Annotated in this window: 20 protein-coding genes; 10 read left to right on the plus strand and 10 right to left on the minus strand. The window is 31.7% G+C overall.

Features of this window, described 5'->3' with window-relative positions; genetic code table 11:
- Positions 1-14 precede the first annotated feature (14 nt).
- Both N5B56_RS01840 and N5B56_RS01845 read right to left on the minus strand, forming a co-directional pair.
- Positions 15-2,420, minus strand: coding sequence for a TrbL/VirB6 family protein (locus N5B56_RS01840; RefSeq protein ID WP_260978265.1), 2,406 nt, complete (start codon positions 2,418-2,420; stop codon positions 15-17).
- A 75-nt stretch (positions 2,421-2,495) separates the two neighbouring features.
- The gene (locus tag N5B56_RS01845) at positions 2,496-2,867 is read right to left on the minus strand and encodes a hypothetical protein (RefSeq protein WP_260978266.1); all 372 of its coding nucleotides are present in this window, start codon (positions 2,865-2,867) and stop codon (positions 2,496-2,498) included.
- Positions 2,868-3,465: 598 nt separating this feature from the next.
- On the opposite strand from N5B56_RS01845, the gene N5B56_RS01850 reads away from it, so the two are divergent.
- The 8 genes from N5B56_RS01850 (at position 3,466) to N5B56_RS01885 (ending at position 10,283) form a co-directional block, all read left to right on the plus strand.
- Positions 3,466-4,515 (plus strand): hypothetical protein, encoded by a 1,050-nt coding sequence (locus N5B56_RS01850; RefSeq protein WP_260978267.1) that lies wholly within the window; start codon positions 3,466-3,468, stop codon positions 4,513-4,515.
- Positions 4,516-4,578: 63 nt separating this feature from the next.
- Positions 4,579-5,145, plus strand: coding sequence for a hypothetical protein (locus tag N5B56_RS01855; protein WP_260978268.1), 567 nt, complete (start codon positions 4,579-4,581; stop codon positions 5,143-5,145).
- A gap of 130 nt (positions 5,146-5,275) precedes the next feature.
- Positions 5,276-6,217 (plus strand): ParM/StbA family protein, encoded by a 942-nt coding sequence (locus N5B56_RS01860; RefSeq protein ID WP_260978269.1) that lies wholly within the window; start codon positions 5,276-5,278, stop codon positions 6,215-6,217.
- A gap of 21 nt (positions 6,218-6,238) precedes the next feature.
- Positions 6,239-6,718, plus strand: coding sequence for a hypothetical protein (locus N5B56_RS01865; protein WP_260978270.1), 480 nt, complete (start codon positions 6,239-6,241; stop codon positions 6,716-6,718).
- 19 nt (positions 6,719-6,737) lie between these two features.
- Positions 6,738-7,175: a hypothetical protein gene (locus tag N5B56_RS01870; protein WP_260978271.1), complete on the plus strand. Its 438-nt coding sequence runs from the start codon at positions 6,738-6,740 to the stop codon at positions 7,173-7,175.
- Positions 7,166-7,774: a signal peptidase I gene (gene lepB, locus N5B56_RS01875; RefSeq protein ID WP_260978272.1), complete on the plus strand. Its 609-nt coding sequence runs from the start codon at positions 7,166-7,168 to the stop codon at positions 7,772-7,774. The genes N5B56_RS01870 and lepB overlap by 10 nt, the downstream gene beginning before the upstream one ends.
- Positions 7,775-7,788: 14 nt before the next feature.
- Positions 7,789-8,133 (plus strand): hypothetical protein, encoded by a 345-nt coding sequence (locus tag N5B56_RS01880; protein ID WP_260978273.1) that lies wholly within the window; start codon positions 7,789-7,791, stop codon positions 8,131-8,133.
- A 20-nt stretch (positions 8,134-8,153) separates the two neighbouring features.
- Positions 8,154-10,283: a type IA DNA topoisomerase gene (locus N5B56_RS01885; RefSeq protein ID WP_260978274.1), complete on the plus strand. Its 2,130-nt coding sequence runs from the start codon at positions 8,154-8,156 to the stop codon at positions 10,281-10,283.
- 34 nt (positions 10,284-10,317) lie between these two features.
- Here the strand turns inward: N5B56_RS01885 and N5B56_RS01890 are convergent, their stop codons facing one another.
- Entirely contained in the window at positions 10,318-10,629 is a 312-nt protein-coding gene (locus N5B56_RS01890; protein ID WP_260978275.1) for a hypothetical protein, read from the minus strand.
- A 767-nt stretch (positions 10,630-11,396) separates the two neighbouring features.
- Between N5B56_RS01890 and N5B56_RS01895 the strand changes: the two genes are divergently transcribed.
- Positions 11,397-12,434 (plus strand): tyrosine-type recombinase/integrase, encoded by a 1,038-nt coding sequence (locus tag N5B56_RS01895; RefSeq protein ID WP_260978276.1) that lies wholly within the window; start codon positions 11,397-11,399, stop codon positions 12,432-12,434.
- Between the two features lie 64 nt (positions 12,435-12,498).
- Complete coding sequence (locus N5B56_RS01900) at positions 12,499-12,852, plus strand: hypothetical protein (protein WP_260978277.1); 354 nt, start codon at positions 12,499-12,501, stop codon at positions 12,850-12,852.
- A 34-nt stretch (positions 12,853-12,886) separates the two neighbouring features.
- Here N5B56_RS01900 and N5B56_RS01905 read toward each other — a convergent pair whose 3' ends face one another.
- The 7 genes from N5B56_RS01905 to N5B56_RS01935 all read right to left on the minus strand — a co-directional run bounded on the left by N5B56_RS01905 (position 12,887) and on the right by N5B56_RS01935 (position 21,168).
- Positions 12,887-13,357, minus strand: coding sequence for a hypothetical protein (locus N5B56_RS01905; RefSeq protein WP_260978278.1), 471 nt, complete (start codon positions 13,355-13,357; stop codon positions 12,887-12,889).
- Positions 13,317-14,024: an 8-oxoguanine DNA glycosylase, N-terminal domain-containing protein gene (locus tag N5B56_RS01910; RefSeq protein WP_260978279.1), complete on the minus strand. Its 708-nt coding sequence runs from the start codon at positions 14,022-14,024 to the stop codon at positions 13,317-13,319. Before N5B56_RS01910 ends, N5B56_RS01905 begins: the two co-directional genes overlap by 41 nt.
- Before the next feature lie 569 nt (positions 14,025-14,593).
- Positions 14,594-15,250, minus strand: coding sequence for a hypothetical protein (locus N5B56_RS01915; protein WP_260978280.1), 657 nt, complete (start codon positions 15,248-15,250; stop codon positions 14,594-14,596).
- 26 nt (positions 15,251-15,276) lie between these two features.
- The gene (locus N5B56_RS01920) at positions 15,277-15,597 is read right to left on the minus strand and encodes a hypothetical protein (protein WP_260978281.1); all 321 of its coding nucleotides are present in this window, start codon (positions 15,595-15,597) and stop codon (positions 15,277-15,279) included.
- 13 nt (positions 15,598-15,610) lie between these two features.
- The gene (locus N5B56_RS01925) at positions 15,611-18,502 is read right to left on the minus strand and encodes a cobaltochelatase CobT-related protein (RefSeq protein WP_260978282.1); all 2,892 of its coding nucleotides are present in this window, start codon (positions 18,500-18,502) and stop codon (positions 15,611-15,613) included.
- A gap of 218 nt (positions 18,503-18,720) precedes the next feature.
- Positions 18,721-20,580, minus strand: a complete 1,860-nt coding sequence (locus tag N5B56_RS01930) for an AAA family ATPase (RefSeq protein ID WP_260978283.1) — start codon at positions 20,578-20,580, stop codon at positions 18,721-18,723.
- A gap of 60 nt (positions 20,581-20,640) precedes the next feature.
- A complete protein-coding gene (locus N5B56_RS01935) occupies positions 20,641-21,168 on the minus strand; it encodes a hypothetical protein (RefSeq protein ID WP_260978284.1) in 528 nt (175 codons plus the stop codon).
- Between the last annotated feature and the right edge of the window lie 58 nt (positions 21,169-21,226).

The raw sequence follows: 21,226 nt of genomic DNA on the forward strand, positions 1-21,226 counted from the left end.
AAGCACCTCATTGTTTAATTAATTATGCCTTCTTCAATTGGGTCTCCGTTAACATATTCATAGAATCTTTCTCCATTAATGTTAACCCATCCTTCAGCAGAATTATCATTTCCTTTTGATGAACGTTGTTCAATTTCATCCTTGTGTAGTTCATTGTATGGTACACGCTTATAAGGAACATATACTTTTTTGCCATTGCTTAATGTCTGTTCCCTTACACCTGTTTGTGTGCCATCCGCCTGTATATTCTGATTGTAAGAAGTATATCTGATACCTGATTGGTTAAGATATTTACCTCCTCCCGGAACTTTTTCATCATATCTTCTTAAGTCCTTAGATGAATAGTAATTACCGTTCATATGTACATATCCTGCATTACCATTTCCATCTTTATTAACGAGATATTTGCTGTTTTGTGCGTTAAACGTCTTTAATGTACCATCTTTTTCGTTATACCCATTAAAATCAAGTCCTGAATTTTTCATTTGACGTTTGCCATATTCTGTAAGTTTACCGCTAGAATCAGTCCAACCCGATACGTTAACATTTTTGCCATCTTTAGTTTTAGCAAATTCTGAACCATTTTGAATGCTTCCAACCATTGCATGTTTTTGACCGTCTCCAATATTAACAAGACTGTCTCCGACTTTAGCGAATTTATTACCTGCGTAATCTTTGCCCACAACATTTCCATCCGAATCATACAAATCGCTTTCTTCAATGTCTGCTCCATTTACAAGTGCGCCCGTATCAGGATTCATATAATACTCGCCGTTTTCGTCTGGAACAGTATTAATGTTTGCACTTTCGAGTGCAGCATATGGACTTACATCATCTGCGCCTTCAAGTTGGATATTAGCATCTGTTATATCTCCAAATCTTTCCGCTCCGGCATCAATTTTTGTTCCATCCATTGCTTCAACCATTCCGTTTTCATCAGCTTCAGCATCAGGATTAATCTCATGTAACATTCCATCTTTGCCATATGCATACATTCCATCTTCTTCAGGAACAATATTCTTTTTATTACCATCTTGTAGCTTTTCGTTAAGATTTTTACCATCTTCAATATTGGTTGGAATATCTGTTATAGGCTTTGATGCACTGTCTGTACTTGCAAGGCTAATTGATGCAGCCTTAAGTTGCAAGTTAGATTTCGTTCTTTCTGCAGCACCTTTAACAAGGTTTGTGCCTGCTTTAAGGGCAAAACCGCCGACAAGACTTTCCCATAATGAGCGATTCGTCCATCCAACAACATTAAGTCCAAGTTTATCTATATACTTTTCAAGCTCCTTAATCATTGTTATGAAAGCAAGAATAACACCAAAACAAAAAGCCTTACCGATGATGTTTCCTACCATTCCCGACAATATGAACCCTCTGGTTATTACTTCCTGCGCACACTTCATAAAGCCAATGTTAAGAATAAGAGCTATAGTATAGCCTGCAATCATTCTGCACCAAGATTCAAATATCTTAGATGTTGATTTTGACGGTGCCGTTGCAAATGCAAGTGGTACACAATACAGTACTACATAAAATGCGACTAAACGTTGTATAAGTTTCCAACATACACCTACAGCATTGTACGCTATCAGTAATACCAAAACGCCATATATTAAAACATAAATTATAATCCCTAGCAAAACTAAGAAAAAGCCTGCCTGAGTAGATAATAAAGCTCCTGCCAATGCGTCACTTGCGAGGTCTTTTGTATTGTATTTAGATGCAGTATCACTCAAACTTGCATCACTTGATGATATAGTTGAATTTGTATCATCATCTTTTTCTTTCTTTTTCTCATTATCATTACCTGTTGTTTCTGCTTCGGTTGACTGAGATTGATTAGACTCAAAAGAATCTCCTGTATCATTTAAATCATCATTAAGTGTAGTGTAATCACTTGAATTAACTTCTTTTCCCGTTAAATCTGAAATCAAATTCCATGAACTTTGCAAATCGTTTCTTAAACTTGAACCTGCCGATTCATATTCTGCAGTGTTAGTCCATTCAACTGTTGCGGATAATAAAGGTTCAACTAAGTTTCCACCAATAAAATTTATGAAGAAACTTGTTGATAGAATTAAACCATAAAATATAATGAACCTGATAATAAGTTCAATAGGATTATCCTGCGAGTTTGAAAATCTTCCCCACATACATTTAATTAAGTTCCATATTACAAGCAATACTATAATTCCTTTTGCTAATGGAACTAAAAAATTCAATGAGAAGTCAAGAACAGGCTTAAGAATTACCGATACAAGACCATCTGCTCCTGTACTTATGAAAAAATTCATAGCCTTGAACATTACACCTGCAAGTCCCTGACATATTTGCCCTGCGCCCTGTGCAATAAATTGAAACAGAAGTTGAAACAATTTAGTAATGATACCTCCTGATACAAAGTAGGTATTCAATTTTTTATTTTTCTCCTTTCTTATGCTAAAAAAGGTGATGCTACATGGCATCACCTTTATCTAAATGACTAACAACTATTCTGAAATTTTAAAGGAATCAGCAATACTTATTAATCCGATAATACTCATAATACCTATATAGGCTAAAGCAATTCGTTTTAACCAGTCATATGCTGCACCTGCTTTCTTATCATCTTTTGAAAACAAAATGAAAAGAAATGCTATTATACCCATAACACCAGCAGCAGCAGTTGCGAATGTCATTAAAGCTCCTCTTAATTCCTCAAATTTTTCTGTGAATTTCTGAACGGCTTCAGATATAGTCAATGCATGTGTAAATCTTGTATTATTTACAACTGTTAATGCACTAGCACCTGCACAAACTAAACCTGTTACCCCTGTTTTTCTCAAATCTGCTACCTTGTTTTTCACGTATTTAAAACTCATACTTTTTCCTCCTTTCGTAAGTTTTGTCGTTAAAGTTAAAGTGGGTACAAAAAAAGCAAACTTCCTTGCGGAAACTTGCTTTAATCAATCTGTACTATATGTACGTTATTAATATGTCCGATAAAATACGGCGCTTCAATGACCCTCATAGTGGCGTAAAAGTGGCATTTTTGCTTTTTTTCGTATTTTTTTGAAATTTTGAGGTGTTCGGATTTTTAAGATTTCTGTTCGAATTTATATATTAAGGTGTTCGGATTTTTAAGAAAACATTTTTCGAAAAGTGCTATTTCAAAGGCTTTCTGAGCAATTACTATTATTATAATAATATATATTTTTTTAATATTTCTTTTTACTCTGAGGGAAAATCTTTATTTTAGATATACTTAATTTATTGAAAATTTAGCAAAATTTCAGTCAAAAATATTTAAAATTTCGTATCATAAAATAATTACTAAATTTTAATTACGTTTGTTGTGCATATTTCACAAAATTAATTTTTTTTTCAAAATGTGTCCCTTTTTGACCTTTTTCGCCATTGTTATATATATAAGGACTTATTTACCTCACATAAAAAATCAATCGAAAGGAGATGAAGCCAATGAGCATTAGCGGACAGCAACAGTCTGATACAAAACATGGATATTATCCGTTGCGTAAAGTTGACCGTGCATTATTATGCCAAGTCAAAGACTTAATTAAGCCGGGTTCAAATGCATATCTGTATTTGTATTTATCATTGGCTTCATTAGCATCTTATAGCGACTATATATCAGCAACAGGTAACGATACAATCAAAGTAAATGTAGGTGGTAACTGTCTTAAAGCTAAAGAATTAGCTGATTATGTAGGACTTAGGGACACTCATTTATTGTATTCAATGCTAAAAAAACTGGAGAAAATGGAATTGATTACATACACACGCATTAAAAGAGGATATGTGGTCTATAACGTGAATGATTTTAGAAAAAGCAATAAACCTACAAAAATGATTAGACATATTCATCATGGTTTTTACTTTGTTTCTGAAAAAATAGTTACAAAAATTGCAAAAATGGCTAACAGTATTGCGTTATGCGACTTATATTTATATTTTTGGATTTTAAGTGAAAAGAATAATCAATTTATACCTCTCTCAGAGGTTTATTCTGTAGCAATCATCAATGATGCTCAACGCAAGGCGAATACACCTATCACTTCATTGTCAATGATTTCTGAATTCTTTGGTGTTTCGAAATCAACGATAAGTGAAAAAGTAAATAAGTTGTGCAAACTTAAATTGATTTCATTCGTAACATTGCCTGAAAACTTAGGAAGTATAATTGTTACTAATACTCCCGAAAAGCAGTGTAGCGTAGATGTTTCAGTTGTATATTCATACTTTAATATCAAAACTGAATATGACGATTGTGAAAGTATAAATTATGAAGAATGTTTAGCTGAAATAAGTATAAACGGAAGTTTTAAGAATAAGTTTACAGATGCATTTAATAAGACTATTAAGGGCATACTTTATTGGTTGAAGCGCAAGCGGATGTATTACGGTAGGGATAAAATTAAAGTACAAATTGATTTTGACTCAATCATTTTACTTAACCAAAGCCGTAATACGTATTATAAACGTATAGAATACGCATTATGTACGTATTAATTCCAAATATCCTAACTCGTTATCAGGCAAAAATATCTGATTTATATAATTAGGAGGTTGATTATGGGTAAAAACGGAATTGTAATTGTAAAAGATGATTCATCTGAGAGTTATCACGACACTCGCTTACTTATGCAGCTATATAGAGCAACTGCATTCAGAGCCAAACATTATGAAATTGTTGCAAGACGATATTTTGAAAACGAATATAATTGCAATATTACAGAATTTCTTGATAGCGTTAAACAAGCGGGGCTTAATTTGAATGATGACATTCAATTAATTGGATGTGTTGATGATGTTAAGTATTATCAAGACAAATTGGCAATAATTGAAACAAACTTAAAATATATTCGTGACGAATACCCTGATGGTGAACGAATATATTGGACTTTATATCATACATATGTTTCTCGTCAGAAAGGTGGCAATGCTAAAATAAGAGCTGATATTAGCAAGGTTTTAGATTTAAGTTCGGTAATTAGTGAACGTACTTATAGACGTTGGGAACGCAAGGGAATGGATATTCTTGATTATCTTCTATGGGGAACTTCCGTATACAATGAAGAATTAACAGAATTTTTAAAAAATCATGCACAGGAATTAATAGACAGTGTAACTCTTTATTAGTTGTAAAATATTTTTTAAAAATTTTAAAATTATGCAATTTTTACGAAAGAATTAAAATATCAAATTGTTATAATTTAAGTATAATTAAGAAAGGAGCTAACGCAGGTAATTGCGTTAATTAAAAAAAACTATGGTTATATCAATTGATTTAGGAAACAAAAATGTAAAAACCGATAATGAAGTTATTCCAACTTCACTTTACAAGACACCTTTTAATGTGGGATTCGGCGAACCAGCTTTGAAATACAACGGTAACTATTATTATGCATCAGGTCAACGACTTAAATACTGCAAAGATAAAACTACTGATGAATCTTTTTACATATTGAATCTCATCGCAGTCGCTAAAGAACTTGATAAAGCATTAAAAGAGGCGGGGAACACGGATAAGGTCATCACTAATAATTTGACTTTACTTCACGGATTACCACCTGCACACATGAAAATGGCGAAGAAATATAAAGAATACTTCGAAAGTGATGATTATGTAACTTTTGAATATAACAGCAGAACATACAACATTCGGTTCAATCATGTATATGTATATCCACAAGCATATGCTGCAGCAGTAACAACTTTTGATACTTATGATTTTTCTAAGAATCCTAAAGTTGTTGTTATAGATATAGGCGGATTTACAGCGGATTATTTGTTATTAGAAAATCAGATTCTAAACCGTGATGTTTGTGGTTCTCTTAATAAAGGAATTATTCTTTTATATAACAAGATTTCAACAATGGCAAATGATAATTTTGACTTATCTTTAGATGAAGGAGATATTGACAGACTTTTAGGCGGAAGACTTCTTAATGGTAATCAGCAATTGTTGGATGCAGTTCAGAGCATGGCTCAGGATTTTGTAGACACATTCTTTGAAGGATTTGCTGAAAAGGACATTGAATTAAAAACAGTTAACATCATCTTCGTAGGAGGTGGTGCTTTAACACTTAAACCGTACATAATGAAAAGCCCTTTGATAAAAGCTGAAAATGTATCTTTCATTGACGACATTAAGGCTAACGTTAAAGGTTATAGAGAGTGCTATGAAATTCAACAGTCCGTTGCTGAATAAAAATGAAAAAGGAGAAATGTAATGGCGACAAAAAAATTTCCAAACAAGTTCACATTGCAGTTTAATCCAAATTCTACACTTCAAATTGATGCAATTAAGTTTCTGAATTTGTGTAGTCCTCGTAGTAAATCTGTTATGGTTGCTGAGGCATTGTATGAATATAATCAAAAGTATCATGTTTTTGATTTAGACAGCATTGAATTAAACTTAGATGTTGCTACCATGAAAGCAACTACATTAAGTAGTTCTACACCTTTTGTAAAATCTAAAGAAACTGCTATGCAGAACAATGTTCCAACTGAAACAGTTGCTAAAGATGAAATAATAAAAGATACTAAAATAGAAACACCTGCATCAAAAGTTTCAAATGATGAGAAGGATTCCTCTGAAGACACGGATAAGTCCTTAGACATAGATACTATTAATATTAACAACAATTCTACTAAAGCAGCAAGTGACCGAAAGAAAGCTGCTGCTTTAGCAGGTTTAAGTTTTTTTTAGAAAGTAGATACGGATTAATATGGCAATACAACTTCTTGTACAAAACAACTCAGGTGTGGTTTCAGTAAAGAGACTTCAGTTTTATGAAAATGTCAGTGATGATTTTTTCAAACAAACAGTAAAATTGTATGACAGAAAATCAATATTTGATTTTATAAACTATTTTTCCTGTAGTTTCTTTTTCGGTGATTATAATGAATATCGAAAGAGAAAATACGATTACGATTTATCATTATATATGGTAGTATACAGAAATGGGAATATGTCATGTATGGCTTTTCTTAATGTATATGAAAAATCATATCACTTAGAAACCATATCTGATTGCCTTGTTGCCGGGAAATCAAATAATGACATTCTGTTATGGAATAAAATTGTATCATATATTAACAGACAAAATAAAACACTTTCCAAAAAGATTACGTTTAAAAGAAAGGACGATATTTTATGGCTTTAGAAAAACTTAAATTTGTATCAAAAATTAAAAAAGCTCAAGACATTAGTATTGAACAAAAAGTTGAGAAAATAAAAAATGATAACAATGAAATTGACGAACATGTTGCTGATGCTAAAATCAAAAGACTACGTTATTTTAACAGTTTAGTTATTCCTGTAATCATATCGGTTATTGCTGCAAGCATATTCAGTTGTTTCTTCGGCTTTAATGTTATCTCAGGTAAATCAATGCAGAATACATTACATGACGGACAGGTAACTTTTTATAAAAAATTTAATTTGAATAAAGTTGAAAAAGGTGACATAGTCATCTTTAAAAACACTTATTACGGAGATAGCGAAATTATTAAGAGAGTTATTGCAGTTGCAGGAGACACTATTGAAATAGACGGAACAGAAGTTATTCTCAATGATGAAGTTCTTAAAGAATCCTATGTTTCGAAGAAAAACTTCAAAGAAGAAAGTTTTACAGGAAAAATAACTGTTCCAGAAGGATATGTTTATGTTTTAGGCGATAACAGAGATAATTCAGCCGATTCAAGAGTATGTGGCGTAGTTGCCATTGACGATTTAGTTGGAGTTTTAGTTAAACATTATTAATCGGAGGAAAATATATGGAGAAAATCATATCTAGGATAGATAACATCGGTTATTCAGCTTTTAACCAGTTATTTCCCCTTGAAGAAAAATTTGTAGTTATATTTTTATTGAGTGGAATTGCGATAAGTTTGTTGTTTATGATTTTTCATAACAGTAACATAGTTAAAACCATACTAACTGTTGCGGATGGACTAATACAAGCAGTTGGTGGTCTATATGTTGCCATACTGTTAATCTCAGCATACTCAGAAAATTCCATTTCAAAAGTTTTAAATCTGTTTTTAAATTCCAAGTATATCTTTGTTTTAGTTTTTATTGACGTTGTATTTATTATCCTTGCAAGAAAGTATAGAAAATAAAATTCTATAAGGAGGTTTTTATGAAGAAAGCATTATTAATAGCAGAAAAACCCGCTCTTGCTCAGTCAATTAAAGAGGCTTATCTTCTTATGAATGATAAGCCTTTTTCTATTACTTTTGCTGCTGCTAGGGGACATCTCATTGGTATGGACGACCCTGATAAGTATTGTGCTGAGTGGGGTTATCCATGGACTTTGGAAGTTCTTCCAATGATTCCAAAGCCGGGACAATTTAAGAAATCTGTTAAAAGTGATTGTCGAAAAATTTATAGTAACATTGTAAAAGAGCTTAATTCAGGCGAATATGATTATGTTATATCCGCAGGCGACCCAGGGCGTGAGGGTGAATTAATCATAGATGAAATTCTCACCTTAGCAAAATGCAAATTACCACAACTTAGATATTGGTGTCAGGACCAGTCAGTTGCTTCATCACAAGCTGCATTGAAAAACCTATTGCCACCTCAGATGAATCTCAAAAAGGCTGCCATGCTAAGAGAGTGGTATGATTGGTTGTTAGGCATGAATGGTTCGAGAGCTGCAAGTTTATCAACCGGATTAAAACTCAGTGTTGGCAGAGTTATGACTGCAGTTCAAAACATGGTTGTAATAAGGGATTATGAACATGAAAATTTCATTCCAGTTCCATATTATGAATGTGAGTTTGAAATTGATTCTGATAACGGTTCATTTAAGGGTTATATGCTAAAGAACCATAATGATATTAAGTTTGATAATGAAAATGAAATTAGAGATATGCTCGCAAAGGTAGATGGAAACGGAACTGTTGTTGACGTAAAAAAGAGCTTAAAGGAAACGGATGCTCCTTTACTTCACGACTTAACCGAGCTTCAGAAAGAAGGCTACCGAACTTATGGATACACGCCTGATAAAGTGTTAAGTATTGCTCAGTCATTGTATGAAAAAAAGTATATTTCTTATCCACGTACTGACAGTCGCTACTTATCTAAAAATGTAGCAAAGGATTTAAGTAAGAACTTAGCCGTAGTGGGCAAAATTCCTGCTTACACGCCTATTGTGTCGGGAATACTTAACAACATATCAGCCATAACAAAAATATGTAAAGGGAAAAACAAATATGTTAATGATGCTAAACTTACCGACCATCATGCATTGATTCCAACGACTGAAGTTCCTGACTTTTCATCATTATCAAAAGATGAGATAAATATATACATCCTTATTGCTCGAAGACTTATTGCAATATTCATGCCAAAAAGGGTTGTGGAAAAAACAACAATTGTATGTAATTTTGGTGACATTAATACGATTACAACAGGTAATGTATTAAAAGATGCCGGATATACCGCAGTGATGCCTGTAAATAATAAAGACGTGATGTTACCGCCTCTTCATAATGGGGACGGTGTATCTGCTTTAGGTGCTGAAATATTGAGCAAAAAAACTACGGCACCGCCTTATTACAATTCAGACACTCTATTAACGGCAATGCAATTGGTTGGAAATAAAATTGAAGATAAAGAGTTATCTCAGGCGTTAAATGAATCTTCAGGTTTAGGAACATCTGCTACTAGAGCAGAAGTGATAAAAAAGCTAATAGACAAGCAATATCTGTCATATAAAAAAATTGGCAAAAATAATTTTATTGTTTCGACTGACTTAGGAAGACACATGATAAAAATATTTCAGGGAATGGAGATAATTTCCCCTGAACTGTCTGCCAAATGGGAATATGACTTGAAACAAGTTGAGTTAGGAAATATAGATGCTAACGATTATTACTTTAAAATGGTTGATTTTATCACTAAAATAACAGAGCAATTATCATCGTTACCTAAAGACGACAATTTCAAAGTGAATACTCAGAAAACCTCTGAGACGGATTTGCTTTGTCCTTTGTGTGGCGAACCAATAATGAAGTCAGATAAATACTATTATTGTAGTAAGCGTAATTCAAAGGAAGAAAATGGTTGTAAATTCATTATATCCACTGATTTCTTTGGGGCAAAAATCTCAGTTGAGGACATGCGAAAACTTCTAGCAGGAAAGAATATATATAAGAAATTTACGTGGAAATCAGGTAAAAAATCAACCGCAGGGCTTGAATTAAAAGATAATCAGTACAATTTACTATTTGATGACAAAAAAGCCTCAAATAAGGAAAAATGAAGAAAAGGGAGGGGTTTTACCCCTCCCTTTTTTACTATGGTTCAACAACTAGCAACGCACCTAACTTCTTTAGATGTTCATAATCACTCAACGAATTAAAAACTATTATGTAATCATTATCTTTTAATACAATCTCAACCATATCTGGCTCGTCTATATCGAATACCACAGCATTAAAAGGCAATGTTAAATCTAGTATAATTTCGTCTTGTGCAACATCAATGCAACGAAGATGTTTATATCCCACAATATTCTCTGTCACATAAATAGTTTGTGATTCTTCTTTTTGCGTTAGTATTTTGAGTGCCGTCTCCTTTTTAATTGTTGAATAAATTCTGCCAATCATTAATAACTCCTTTCCTGCATTTTTTATGCAAATGATTTTATCCAAAATTAAAATGGGATTTTTTTTGAAAAAAATCGGAAATTTTTCAAATTTTTTTAATTTTTTTATAAAATTAAGCGTAAACGTATAAAATACGTATTAATTACGTGTTATATACGTATTATTTTAAGTTTTTATCTTTTTGAAGTGGTAGTAGCGTCAAAAATGGAATTTAATTCCACATTTTATTTTTCAAGAAAATGAAATTTTATAAATGTGGTTTTAAATAATTAATTGAAGTAATAAGAAATTATGTAGAATTTTTTATAACGAAATAAAACTTTTTATAGAATGATTTAGCAAATACATGAAAGAAATGGCTTAATGATTAATATTAAATAGAAAGTTCTTAAGTCTGAAATTTTAAAAATATAAAATGCAAATCACTATGAAATTAAAATGAAATAAATAAGAAATTAAATAAGAGCTGCATGTAATTTAAAACAATATATGTATTAAAATCAGAATACGTATAAATAAGGTCAATTCAATGTTTAAAAAGCAAAAAACTCAATGGAGTGGCAGTAATTTAAAAGCACCCACCATTGCGTTAAATAGCTGTTTAACGCAATGGTACTGTTTTATGAAAAAATTTTTATCAAAATTTGTGCTTTTTTAGTAATTTACGAAAGAATCAAAAAAACCTTTTGGTATTATAAAATTATAAAATTATTTGGTTCTATTCTTCATTCGGATTGTTATTTTATGTCATATGAGGTGATAATTTTATGAATAAGAACGAAAACAAAAAGAAAGAAATGGAAAAATTAAATCGGTTACTTGAAAAACTTCCGGATTACATTGAACAGTTTTTTTGTGCATTGGAATTAACCTGTACGATTAAGACTTGTGTTGCGTATGCTGTAGATATTACAAGTTTTTTCAATTATTTGGTTTTAGAAGTTTTTAATGACGGAGATATTAAGGAAATATCGTTGGAAACACTTGATTCTCTCACCGCCACGGAAATTGAGCGCTATTTACATTATTTAACAAGTTACGTAGATAAAACCGGACATGTAATTTCAAATGATGCATCTGCCAAAAGCCGAAAGTTGTCATCTATACGAAAAATGTATAATTACTTTTATACTCATGGTAAATTAACTACTAATCCTGCTCTCCTCGTTTCAACGCCTAAAATAAGGAAAAAAGAGATTATTACGCTTGAACCTGATGAAAGTGCCAAACTTTTAGATAAAATCGAAACAGGCGAAGGTTTGAGTGAAAAACAAAAGAAAATTGCTCTTAACACAAAACTGAGAGATGTTGCTATTGTTACTCTTCTTCTAGGTACAGGAATTCGTGTTTCAGAGTGTTATAATATCAATGTTGAAGACTTAAATTTTGACACATGTGAACTGAAAATTATACGAAAAGGTGAAAAAGAACAAATTATATACTGCAGCGATGAAGTAATTGATGCTATAAAGGAATACATTGTTGATGAGCGAGATAGATACAAGTTAAAAAATGAAGATGAAAAGGCTCTTTTTATATCGCTTAAAGGTAATCGTCTATCAGTCAGAAGTATTGAATATATAGTAAAAAAATACGCTTCATGTGTTACTGCAAAGCATATAACCCCTCATAAATTGAGAAGTAGTTTTGGCACACAGCTTTATGATGAAACTGGGGACATCTATCTTGTTGCAAATAGCCTCGGTCACGAAAACATTAATACTACTAAAGACCATTATGTTGCCATGAAAAAAGAAAGGCAACGTTCAGCGAGAAATATTGTGTCTATTAGAAGAATCAAGTAATGTTTTAGGAAAATACACTAGATAACCAATACGCAAATTTAATTATACGAAAGGGCTTAATTTTATGGAATTAATCAAAAAAATAAATAAGTATGAAATAACTGTTGAGGAAGACTATAGATTTTATTTGGTTGGCTTAATGTTTGCCTTATGCAGCATAATGTACGTATATATGGGAAAATATGATTTTTCTATTTTCTATGTTGTCTTATCCTTTGCCTGTACTCCTTGCTTTATCTGTTATTTTGAAAAGATGTACTGTATGGCATCTATGTTAAGAACTGCTTATAAGATTAAGAAAATCTATGAGAATGGAAACAGTCGTGAAATAGATAATGGCTTCATAGATTTATTAGATAATAAAAACGATAATCCGGAAGTTCTTCAAAATTTCTTTTCTGAAGTAAACAAAAAATAAAAAAATCCTCCTAAAATATTAGGAGGATTTTTTTCTATAATGTTTCTAAATTGTCTTCTGACAAACTGCTTTCATTTTCATTGTTTCTCTTATGTAACGCCATTCCACACTCAAACAGTTCTGCCATTTCAGATGTGATTGATGTATAAACATGAAGTTTATGTAATCCTCTTATTTCAGCAAAAGATTCTTCAGTTTTACTCAACACCATCTGAATAGATGATATTGTTATATTATACTTAGCTGAAAGTTCCCTGTAGCGCATACCGTTTACCCTGTCTCTTACGATATTCATGTCTCTTTCAAAATTGTCATACTTGCATTTTTTTTCATATAATTTTTCAAAAAAATTATGCGATTTTTCACTCGTTCTTCCAAGTTGATACAGTTGCTTAGCAGTGTTAGGTGTCAATCCAAAAAGAACTGATAAACTGAGCATATAAAAACTGTCTAATTCGGTAGCATTATACTTGTCGCTTTTTGCGACCTTGTCTCCTTTCTTCATTTAATCCACTTCCTTTCTTGTAATTGTAAATGTTTTGCCTAAGTTCTCTTAGCCCTCGATATGCCATTTTTTTTATAGCCTCAACGCTTTTAATTTCACCGTATTCTTTTGAGTAAAATTTAACTAATGTTTTAAATTGCACATCATAAGCAAAATGACGAATAATAATTTCCCATTTCTTTTCGTCTGAGTCGTAAATTTTCTTGCCTGCTCTGTATAGGGCTAAATCATTAATCTGCCTTAAAAAAATCAAACCAACAGGTTCATTTTTAGCAATAGCCTCTTCTCCTGCTTCTATTTTTTGACGATAGAATAGCGAATCGACATCATTCTTTTTATCTTCTATTTCTTCTAATTCATTTAAGGAACTTACTAGGTTATTGAACACTTGATTTTTGAAATAATTGCTCTTTTCTCTGTCTAATGATTTTCTTAGATAATTTGTAAACATTGCTTTTGCTTTTTCTTCATTAGTTTTAGATTGGAGTTCGAATTTGAATGCACAAATTCTAATGGTATTCTCTAAATTGATTTGCAAGCCTATGTTATTTTTTGCTCGATGAATTGCCATACCTTTGTACATTTTTAGAACCTTTTCAATGCTTTGACTACGGATTATCTCGTTTTGGCTCTTTGCATTTTCAATGAGTTCGACTAAGTTTGCCACAGTATCACCTCCTTCCCCTGAAAAATTAATATAATAAAAAAGACAGATGTTCTTACATCTGTCTTAAATAACTGAATCATCAAAACTTCAAGGTGAAGGTTTTGTCATTCTCTATGTTGTTTAACCTATTTTGGGCTTTGTTGTTTAACTAAATCAATTACACTCAGAATATATAGTAAAATATAGTGAAAGTCAATCCTTTTTTACTATTTTTTTATTACCAATATTTTCCTTTAAAGTTCTTAATAAATCAGCATTTTAAATAAAAAAGGATAAAAGCAAACGCCTTTATCCTTTTTAAAAAATGCAATTAAAGCATATAAAATTATAGGTTCTATTTCCTCACACAAATAAGCCAATGTGCCTTTTTGTGGACATCTTAAGTATATCATAATTCTAGTAAATGTCAATTCACATTCCCTATTTTTTACATTTTTAGAAGATTTTACCATTATACTACCTTAAAAAAGGCGTTTCAATGACCCTTGTAGTGGCAAAAAAGTGGCACATACTAAGAAAAGCCCCATAAATTGGGGCTTTTCGCTAATTCTTTAATTTAAAAAATTTTTTTAATTTTTTGTTATAAGGCTGAAATATGACTTGAAAAGTTTGTTTATAGTTCCAAGAACATTTGATAATGCTCCAACCAACACTCTTCTAATCATACCTTCATGTTCAAATCTTTCAATATATGACCTACATTTTTCCAACATAATGAAAAAATCCTCATCAGTCATATTAATTGCTGCTTCTTTTTCTTTTTTGTAAGAACCTGATGCTATGTACACACCTCCGGTCTTCATATTTTTAGCCTGCTTACCAGTACCTTCTTCTATTTTAACATACCAAGGCATACGAGCAATGCTCCCATCATTTCTTACAGGCTGTCTTGCAATAAGAAGTTTAGATACATGAGATAGACCTGTTTTTTCATCTATTCCTGAATGTATTTTATCTTGCGTAATATATACTTTATCCTTGTTTGCATAAAATAATGATAAAAGATACTTGATAAATCCCGGGTCAACAAAGTGTTTAACGGTAATTGACCCTGTCGTATCTTTATATTTATAATTACACATAACAATTTTAATTAAACTATATTTACCATGAATTCTCTTTGTTTCTCCATAATTAAGACTGTCCTGAAATTCAATCAAAACATCTCCGCCGTTACTCTTGGCGATTTGTCTATCTTCATATTGTTGTGATTTATTTTGTTCCATAATTCTTTCCTTTCTCATATTTTTTCTTACATACATTCTGCACAGCAATTTATGTATTTACTCTGTTCCTCGTCAGAGATTACGTCTCCTTCAACATCCGAATCATATAATTTTCCACACGTATCACATTTTTCGTAAACATCCGGGATGAATCCATACGCTTCCTGCAACAGATATATTATTGCAAATGCCTGCTCTTTATTTAATTTGGGCTGATATTTAATCTTATAGCCCTCCATCTTTTCTCCTTGTAACCATTTATATAGTTCTATTGTTTCGTTAAGCGATGCAACCTGAGCCATATTACCTTTGACCATTCTCTTATTTCTATCTATGTGTTCAATCAATTGTTTTTTCCTCCTATATCATGTACTGCTCAATTATTTTTGCGAAAATCTTAGGCATCTTTTTCAAATCCGTAATATTTAAATAAGATTTTCCATAAATGTCCTGAATATTATCTTTATCGTCACCAATTGCTGCGGCAATTAAAATTATTTCCTTACCTCTTAAATTATTCTTTATCTGTCTTAAGTCTGCGGCTGCTTCGTCTCCACCATATGAATAAGCATTTGGCTGACCATCTGAAATAATAATAAGTATTTTCTTCTCTTCCGGTCTTTCATATAGATGATTTCCAACAAACTGTAATGCTGCTCCATCACGGTTACATCCTCCACAGTTCATTCCTGTAAGTCTATATTTATCCTTACCATCTATAGAATCAAATTCCTTATATACATCAAGGTCAACATCATATCCATTTGAATTGTGTCCGTATATTCCAAGTGCAATTCCATATGCTTCGCAAAACTCTGAGATGATAATTGACATATTTAAAGCATTTTTAATTCTATCTCCGTACATTGAACCTGACTCATCAATTAAAATAGCAACTGCTAACTCACTGTCATCCGGCACATTTCTTTTTGTAAAAATTCTGCCATCCCTTTGTATTGGAGATTTATTGAGTTTTTTTCCAATGAATCTATTTTTTTCAAATGTTTCATCTTTTTTCTCAACAATGTTCTCCATTTCTTTTATCAAGGAGTCTATGTTTCTTTTGTTTGCTCTTTTAATGGTCTCATAAACATTCATTTCTCTACTGTCAACCTCTATTCTTCTGTGAATGTTTATGTCTGTATTTCTATGAATGTCGTTTAATTTGCAAGAATTTGCTTCTGCTGATAATTGTCTTGCAAGTGACCTTTCAGCTTCTTCGTATGCCATATCTTTGCTTATGGAATTAACCATATCAATGACTGATTTTGTTAATTCATCATTAAGCTGACCTTCTTCTGAACTTTCACTAATATCTCCATTACCTACTGCATTTTCTGCAGAACTTGGCGAATCAATTTTTACATTTTCTCCATCCTTAAACATCTCTTTTAATGAATTTTTCATTTGGTCTAATTGTGATTTAACGTTTGGATTAACTTCATCACAATTATTTAAATTCTCATTTTCTGATGTATTTTCTGATGTATTTTCTGATGTATTTCCATTATCTTCTGATTTTTCACCATCTTCTGAACTGTTGTTGCCATCTTTAGAACCTGAACTATCTTCTGATTTTTCATTTTCTTCGGAATTTGTATCATCTTCATTAGAATTTAAACCATCTTCTGAAGTGTCATTGCCATCTTTAGAACTTGAACTATCTTCTGATTTTTCACTATCTTCGGAATTTGCACCGCATTCTGAACTATTTGCACTGTCTTCTGAAATATCGTTGCCATCTTTAGAACTTGAACTATCTTCTGATTTTTCACTATCTTCGGAACTTGCACCGCCTTCTGAATTATTTGCGCTGTCTTCTGAAATATCGTTGCCATCTTTAGAACTTGAACTATCTTCTGATTTTTCATTTTCTTCGGAACTTGTACCGCCTTCATTAGAATTTGTTTTATCTTCTGAAATATCGTTGCCATCTTTAGAACTTGAACTATCTTCTGATTTTTCATTTTCTTCGGAACTTGTACCGCCTTCATTAGAATTTGTTTTATCTTCTGAAGAGTCACTACCGTCTTTAGATTTTGAACCTTTATCATCTGATTCATTTTTTCCTGTAGAAGTTTTTGCGACCTGATTGGAATTATTTGTTTTGCTTCCATCAGAGTTTGAATTAGTAATTGAATGATTATTTTTCGATGCTTTATCTTTATCTCTGCCCCTATATTCGTTAGATGTCTTAGCATTTTTGTTTTCATTCGAAGTACTCTGAATATTTTCCATCTCTTTCATCATTTCATTAGCAATTGCGCTTCCAATCATGTCAACGTTAGATGAACTTGAATTACTTGAATTACTTGAATTACTTGAATTACTTGAATTTCCAGCTTCGTTTTGCTGCGTATCTCCGCTACCGTTACTTTGATTTTGCATCATGTTACTAATCTGCTGCTCTTTAGCATCAATCTCTTCTTTTATAACATCCCATATTTCATACAAAATCTTAGTAGATTCTACTAACCTTCCATATGAGCTTTCGACTGTTACTGCATAATCTAAGAGTTCCTTTATGGAATCAACCTTTTCTGTAGCACCGTCAGTAATATTTTCCCAGTTATTGTAAGTTCCACAACTTACATATTCTAAGATAAGATTCATTGCTTCAACGTATGCTGGCAGACCAATTTCTTTCATTTTCTTTACAGATATAGCTTTTTCTACTAATCTCTCCGTGTTCATTCTGATAGCCATTTTGACTGTGCCTTCATATTCAGCACATAATTTTGCTTCAATATATACATCTTCTATAATGTTAGATATTCTTGAAATACATTCAACTAATACCATTTTGAGCATCGGATATTTCTTTAAGTATACTTGAATTTCTTCAGATGCTTTTTTTTGATTTTTTGAAATATCAGCGAACTGTAAAAATTCGCCTTTATTTATGATGTTATTAATCATTAATGTACCTTCATCAAAGTTTGTATATAACAAGTGACCTACTTCGTGGAACAATAAACCTAAAACACTATCTACTTTAAGGTTAATTGTGGGAAACGTGTCTGAAAATGAATTTTTGTAGAAAATATTTATTGTTTTCCCATCTGTATATGCAGCTTCTCCGTTTTTATCTCTCTTTGCAATTTTAACCTGAACATTGTTTCTTTTGTTACGTGTCAAGTAAAAAAGTAATGACCTAACTAAATCGTTAAATCTTTCACTTTCATACACGTCACTTTCTTTTAAATTCTTTTTGTTTTTAAGAACAAGTTTTCTTAAATCGCTATCTTTCATTTAATTTTTCCTCCTTAAAATTAAAAAGATACCCCTAAAGGTATCTTTTGGCTATGTTATATCAGTTGTACAAAAAGACTAATGTCTGTATAAATAGAAAATATAAAATTTTCGCAAAATGCAACATCAATCTTTGACTAAAATATATATGATTTTCTCAATTTGTCAAGAAAAAAGAGCCGGAAATCCGACTCTTTATTTTTTTTCTAAAATATTATTTAATCTTCATCTGGAAGTTTAGTGAATAACTGCTGTTTAATTTCAATTTGAATACTTTCATCTGAAGTTATGTGAGATATGATAGTATTCGTAGCAGCTTCTCTCATGTTCTTTGTCACTAAGTAGCGATAAAACCAGTTTCGAAACTCTCTATATCCACAAACGCCTCCACTGATAGCGTATTCCTGACAGTAATTATTTAATTCAACTACTGCTTTAGCCATTTTTTCCGCAGCATTTTTTGCTTTAACTTCATCCATTCCATTGTTCGTTATGTATTTCTTGATTTCATCATCAAATAATCTTTTAACCATTTCTCTTGCTGTTAATCCTGTTTGGTCAATGATTAAGTCCATACGGGATAATACAGATTCATTAATGGGTTTACATCCTTTATAATCTGTATTTGTTGTAAAAATAAAAATGGTATTTGGGTCTTTCTTTATGATTGAACCGTCAATTAAAGTAACAGTTTCGTTATCATCAAGTAATGCATTAAGCGCAGGCAATACACCCGGTTTACCAATGAGCATTGCTTCCTGAATTTCTACGACTGAAGGTCTTTTTACTCCTTCTACAATCTGGCTTGCTACCATTACAAAGTCCTTATCTTCATTCTGTTTCTGTTGTGTGAGTTTATTTACTATAACTCCAAAGGCTTCCTCTGCGGTAATGTTATCAGGATATTCCCCTGTAATCTCTGACACTGCTGTTGCAGGGTCAAATAGCAATGAATTGTAAATATTCTGAAGTTTATCCATTGATAACCCATCATTATTTAATCTTGATGTATTTGGTATCATCTTTGTGATAATATCCATTTCATCCGTTCCTTCATTGCATGTGTAATAACGATAAGGAATGCCCAGTGCTGCTGCAATTGCTTTAGCATCTGTGGATTTTCCTGTACCTGCGGGACCTCTTAGCATGAAGTTTCTTTGCGGAGTATACTTAACAGCATCTAAAATCTGTTTTGCGTATGTTGATAACTTAAGGCTATCAACATCATCCGGAACTAACTTTTGTTCTGATTCTGTGAGCTGAAGATTCATGGCATAAATCTTTTTAGATTCATTTACTGTTAAGTTCTTTTTTACAACTTCCTGCTCTACAAAAACTTTGAATTCTCCCTGTATTTCAGCATTTGGTAAAAATACCGCTGATTTAATCTGAGAATTAGTTATCGCCCCAGGACTTGATGTGTTATTTTGAATGGCAAACGGAATGTATGAATTTAACAAGCCAGCATTTATTGAGTCCATCATTCGATATATTCCTTTGATTTCGTCTAATTCAGTAAACTTACCATTCTTAATTGCAGAAATAGAATTTGCTATACATGCTTCTATTTCATCTGCTATTAAAACAACATCATTATGGAAGTCACCACCTATTTTTTTATCCATTGATAGAGCTACAAGTAAAGTGAACCATATTTCAGTTCCGTCTCCACCAGTGCCACCAATAGTACTAGGGTTTTCTATTTTATTTCCTAATTTTTTCTTTTTGCAGCCTTTAATCATTCCGGTTTTTGGATTATATGCTGTTGCATATATTTTATCGTCTTCTTCATTTATAATTTCCGTTAAAACATAATTAGTTTCTCCGTTATCTGACTTTTGTAAACCTGCTACATTATTTGATTTTGATAAAGCTAATAATGTCGCCTTAAGAAATGCCGGATTAAGTTGAATTTTTGTCTGATTTTTGTTTGTAAAATCTGAAAAGAATTCTTCATTTACCTTAAACTTAATTCCATTGATTTCATATTCTTTGTTTTCCTCAATTTCTTTTGGAAAAGCCTTAAAAAACGGAGGTAAATCCTTAGATAGTATTTTATAATCATTTAATATATTCATTCTATTATCTCCTCTCAAAAACAAAACGGCACAAAAAATGCCGTTCTGTTTATTTCATTTCTATTTGTTTTTGTAAGATACTGAAATTGCGATTCTTAAAGTAACTTCTTTAGTTTTCGCATTTGTGCTTTTTTCTTCTATACTCATTCCAATTTTTTCAGCATCACAATTTATTTTCTCATTAATAACTTTGCACTGTTTCTTGATTGCTTTCTGCAAGTCAGATTCTACAGTGTTGATTGTTCCTACGTAAGTGTATTCTGTATAATCAGAAAATTCATCAACGTATTCACACTTAACTTTCTTTTCGTTGTCGCTTAATAACTTTGCTGCTTTCTTATTTAATGTGTCGTCAGGTGTTTTTTTGAAATAAGCCTCTATTGATGATTTACTTAATTCAACAACTCCCGGCGTGTATTTTTTCTCAACTTTATCTGACGCTTCAGAAGAATGAAACTGGCTGATAATCAAAAAAGTAAAACATACCGTGATAAAAGCCATGTAAAACATTGTTCCTACTTTAGTAATGCCTAAAACCTTTGCTACCTTTGCAATATTAAAATTCTTTGTGTTATTGTTCTTGTTCATAATTTTTTTCCTTTCTAAAAAAAGGGAAAACTGAAATCAGTTTTCCCATACTATTGTT

Origin of the sequence: Eubacterium album, assembly GCF_025336545.1 — a bacterium.
GTDB classification, from domain to species: Bacteria; Bacillota; Clostridia; order Lachnospirales; family Lachnospiraceae; genus Eubacterium_U; species Eubacterium_U album.

What these genes read in the sequence shown, in the direction of transcription:
- N5B56_RS01845 (WP_260978266.1), bottom strand. Translation starts at nt 2,867, where the DNA reads ATGAGTTTTAAATACGTGAAAAACAAGGTAGCAGATTTGAGAAAAACA.
- N5B56_RS01850 (WP_260978267.1), top strand. Translation starts at nt 3,466, where the DNA reads ATGAGCATTAGCGGACAGCAACAGTCTGATACAAAACATGGATATTAT.
- N5B56_RS01855 (WP_260978268.1), top strand. Translation starts at nt 4,579, where the DNA reads ATGGGTAAAAACGGAATTGTAATTGTAAAAGATGATTCATCTGAGAGT.
- N5B56_RS01860 (WP_260978269.1), top strand. Translation starts at nt 5,276, where the DNA reads ATGGTTATATCAATTGATTTAGGAAACAAAAATGTAAAAACCGATAAT.
- N5B56_RS01865 (WP_260978270.1), top strand. Translation starts at nt 6,239, where the DNA reads ATGGCGACAAAAAAATTTCCAAACAAGTTCACATTGCAGTTTAATCCA.
- N5B56_RS01870 (WP_260978271.1), top strand. Translation starts at nt 6,738, where the DNA reads ATGGCAATACAACTTCTTGTACAAAACAACTCAGGTGTGGTTTCAGTA.
- lepB (WP_260978272.1), top strand. Translation starts at nt 7,166, where the DNA reads ATGGCTTTAGAAAAACTTAAATTTGTATCAAAAATTAAAAAAGCTCAA.
- N5B56_RS01880 (WP_260978273.1), top strand. Translation starts at nt 7,789, where the DNA reads ATGGAGAAAATCATATCTAGGATAGATAACATCGGTTATTCAGCTTTT.
- N5B56_RS01885 (WP_260978274.1), top strand. Translation starts at nt 8,154, where the DNA reads ATGAAGAAAGCATTATTAATAGCAGAAAAACCCGCTCTTGCTCAGTCA.
- N5B56_RS01890 (WP_260978275.1), bottom strand. Translation starts at nt 10,629, where the DNA reads ATGATTGGCAGAATTTATTCAACAATTAAAAAGGAGACGGCACTCAAA.
- N5B56_RS01895 (WP_260978276.1), top strand. Translation starts at nt 11,397, where the DNA reads ATGAATAAGAACGAAAACAAAAAGAAAGAAATGGAAAAATTAAATCGG.
- N5B56_RS01900 (WP_260978277.1), top strand. Translation starts at nt 12,499, where the DNA reads ATGGAATTAATCAAAAAAATAAATAAGTATGAAATAACTGTTGAGGAA.
- N5B56_RS01905 (WP_260978278.1), bottom strand. Translation starts at nt 13,357, where the DNA reads ATGAAGAAAGGAGACAAGGTCGCAAAAAGCGACAAGTATAATGCTACC.
- N5B56_RS01915 (WP_260978280.1), bottom strand. Translation starts at nt 15,250, where the DNA reads ATGGAACAAAATAAATCACAACAATATGAAGATAGACAAATCGCCAAG.
- N5B56_RS01925 (WP_260978282.1), bottom strand. Translation starts at nt 18,502, where the DNA reads ATGAAAGATAGCGATTTAAGAAAACTTGTTCTTAAAAACAAAAAGAAT.
- N5B56_RS01930 (WP_260978283.1), bottom strand. Translation starts at nt 20,580, where the DNA reads ATGAATATATTAAATGATTATAAAATACTATCTAAGGATTTACCTCCG.
- N5B56_RS01935 (WP_260978284.1), bottom strand. Translation starts at nt 21,168, where the DNA reads ATGAACAAGAACAATAACACAAAGAATTTTAATATTGCAAAGGTAGCA.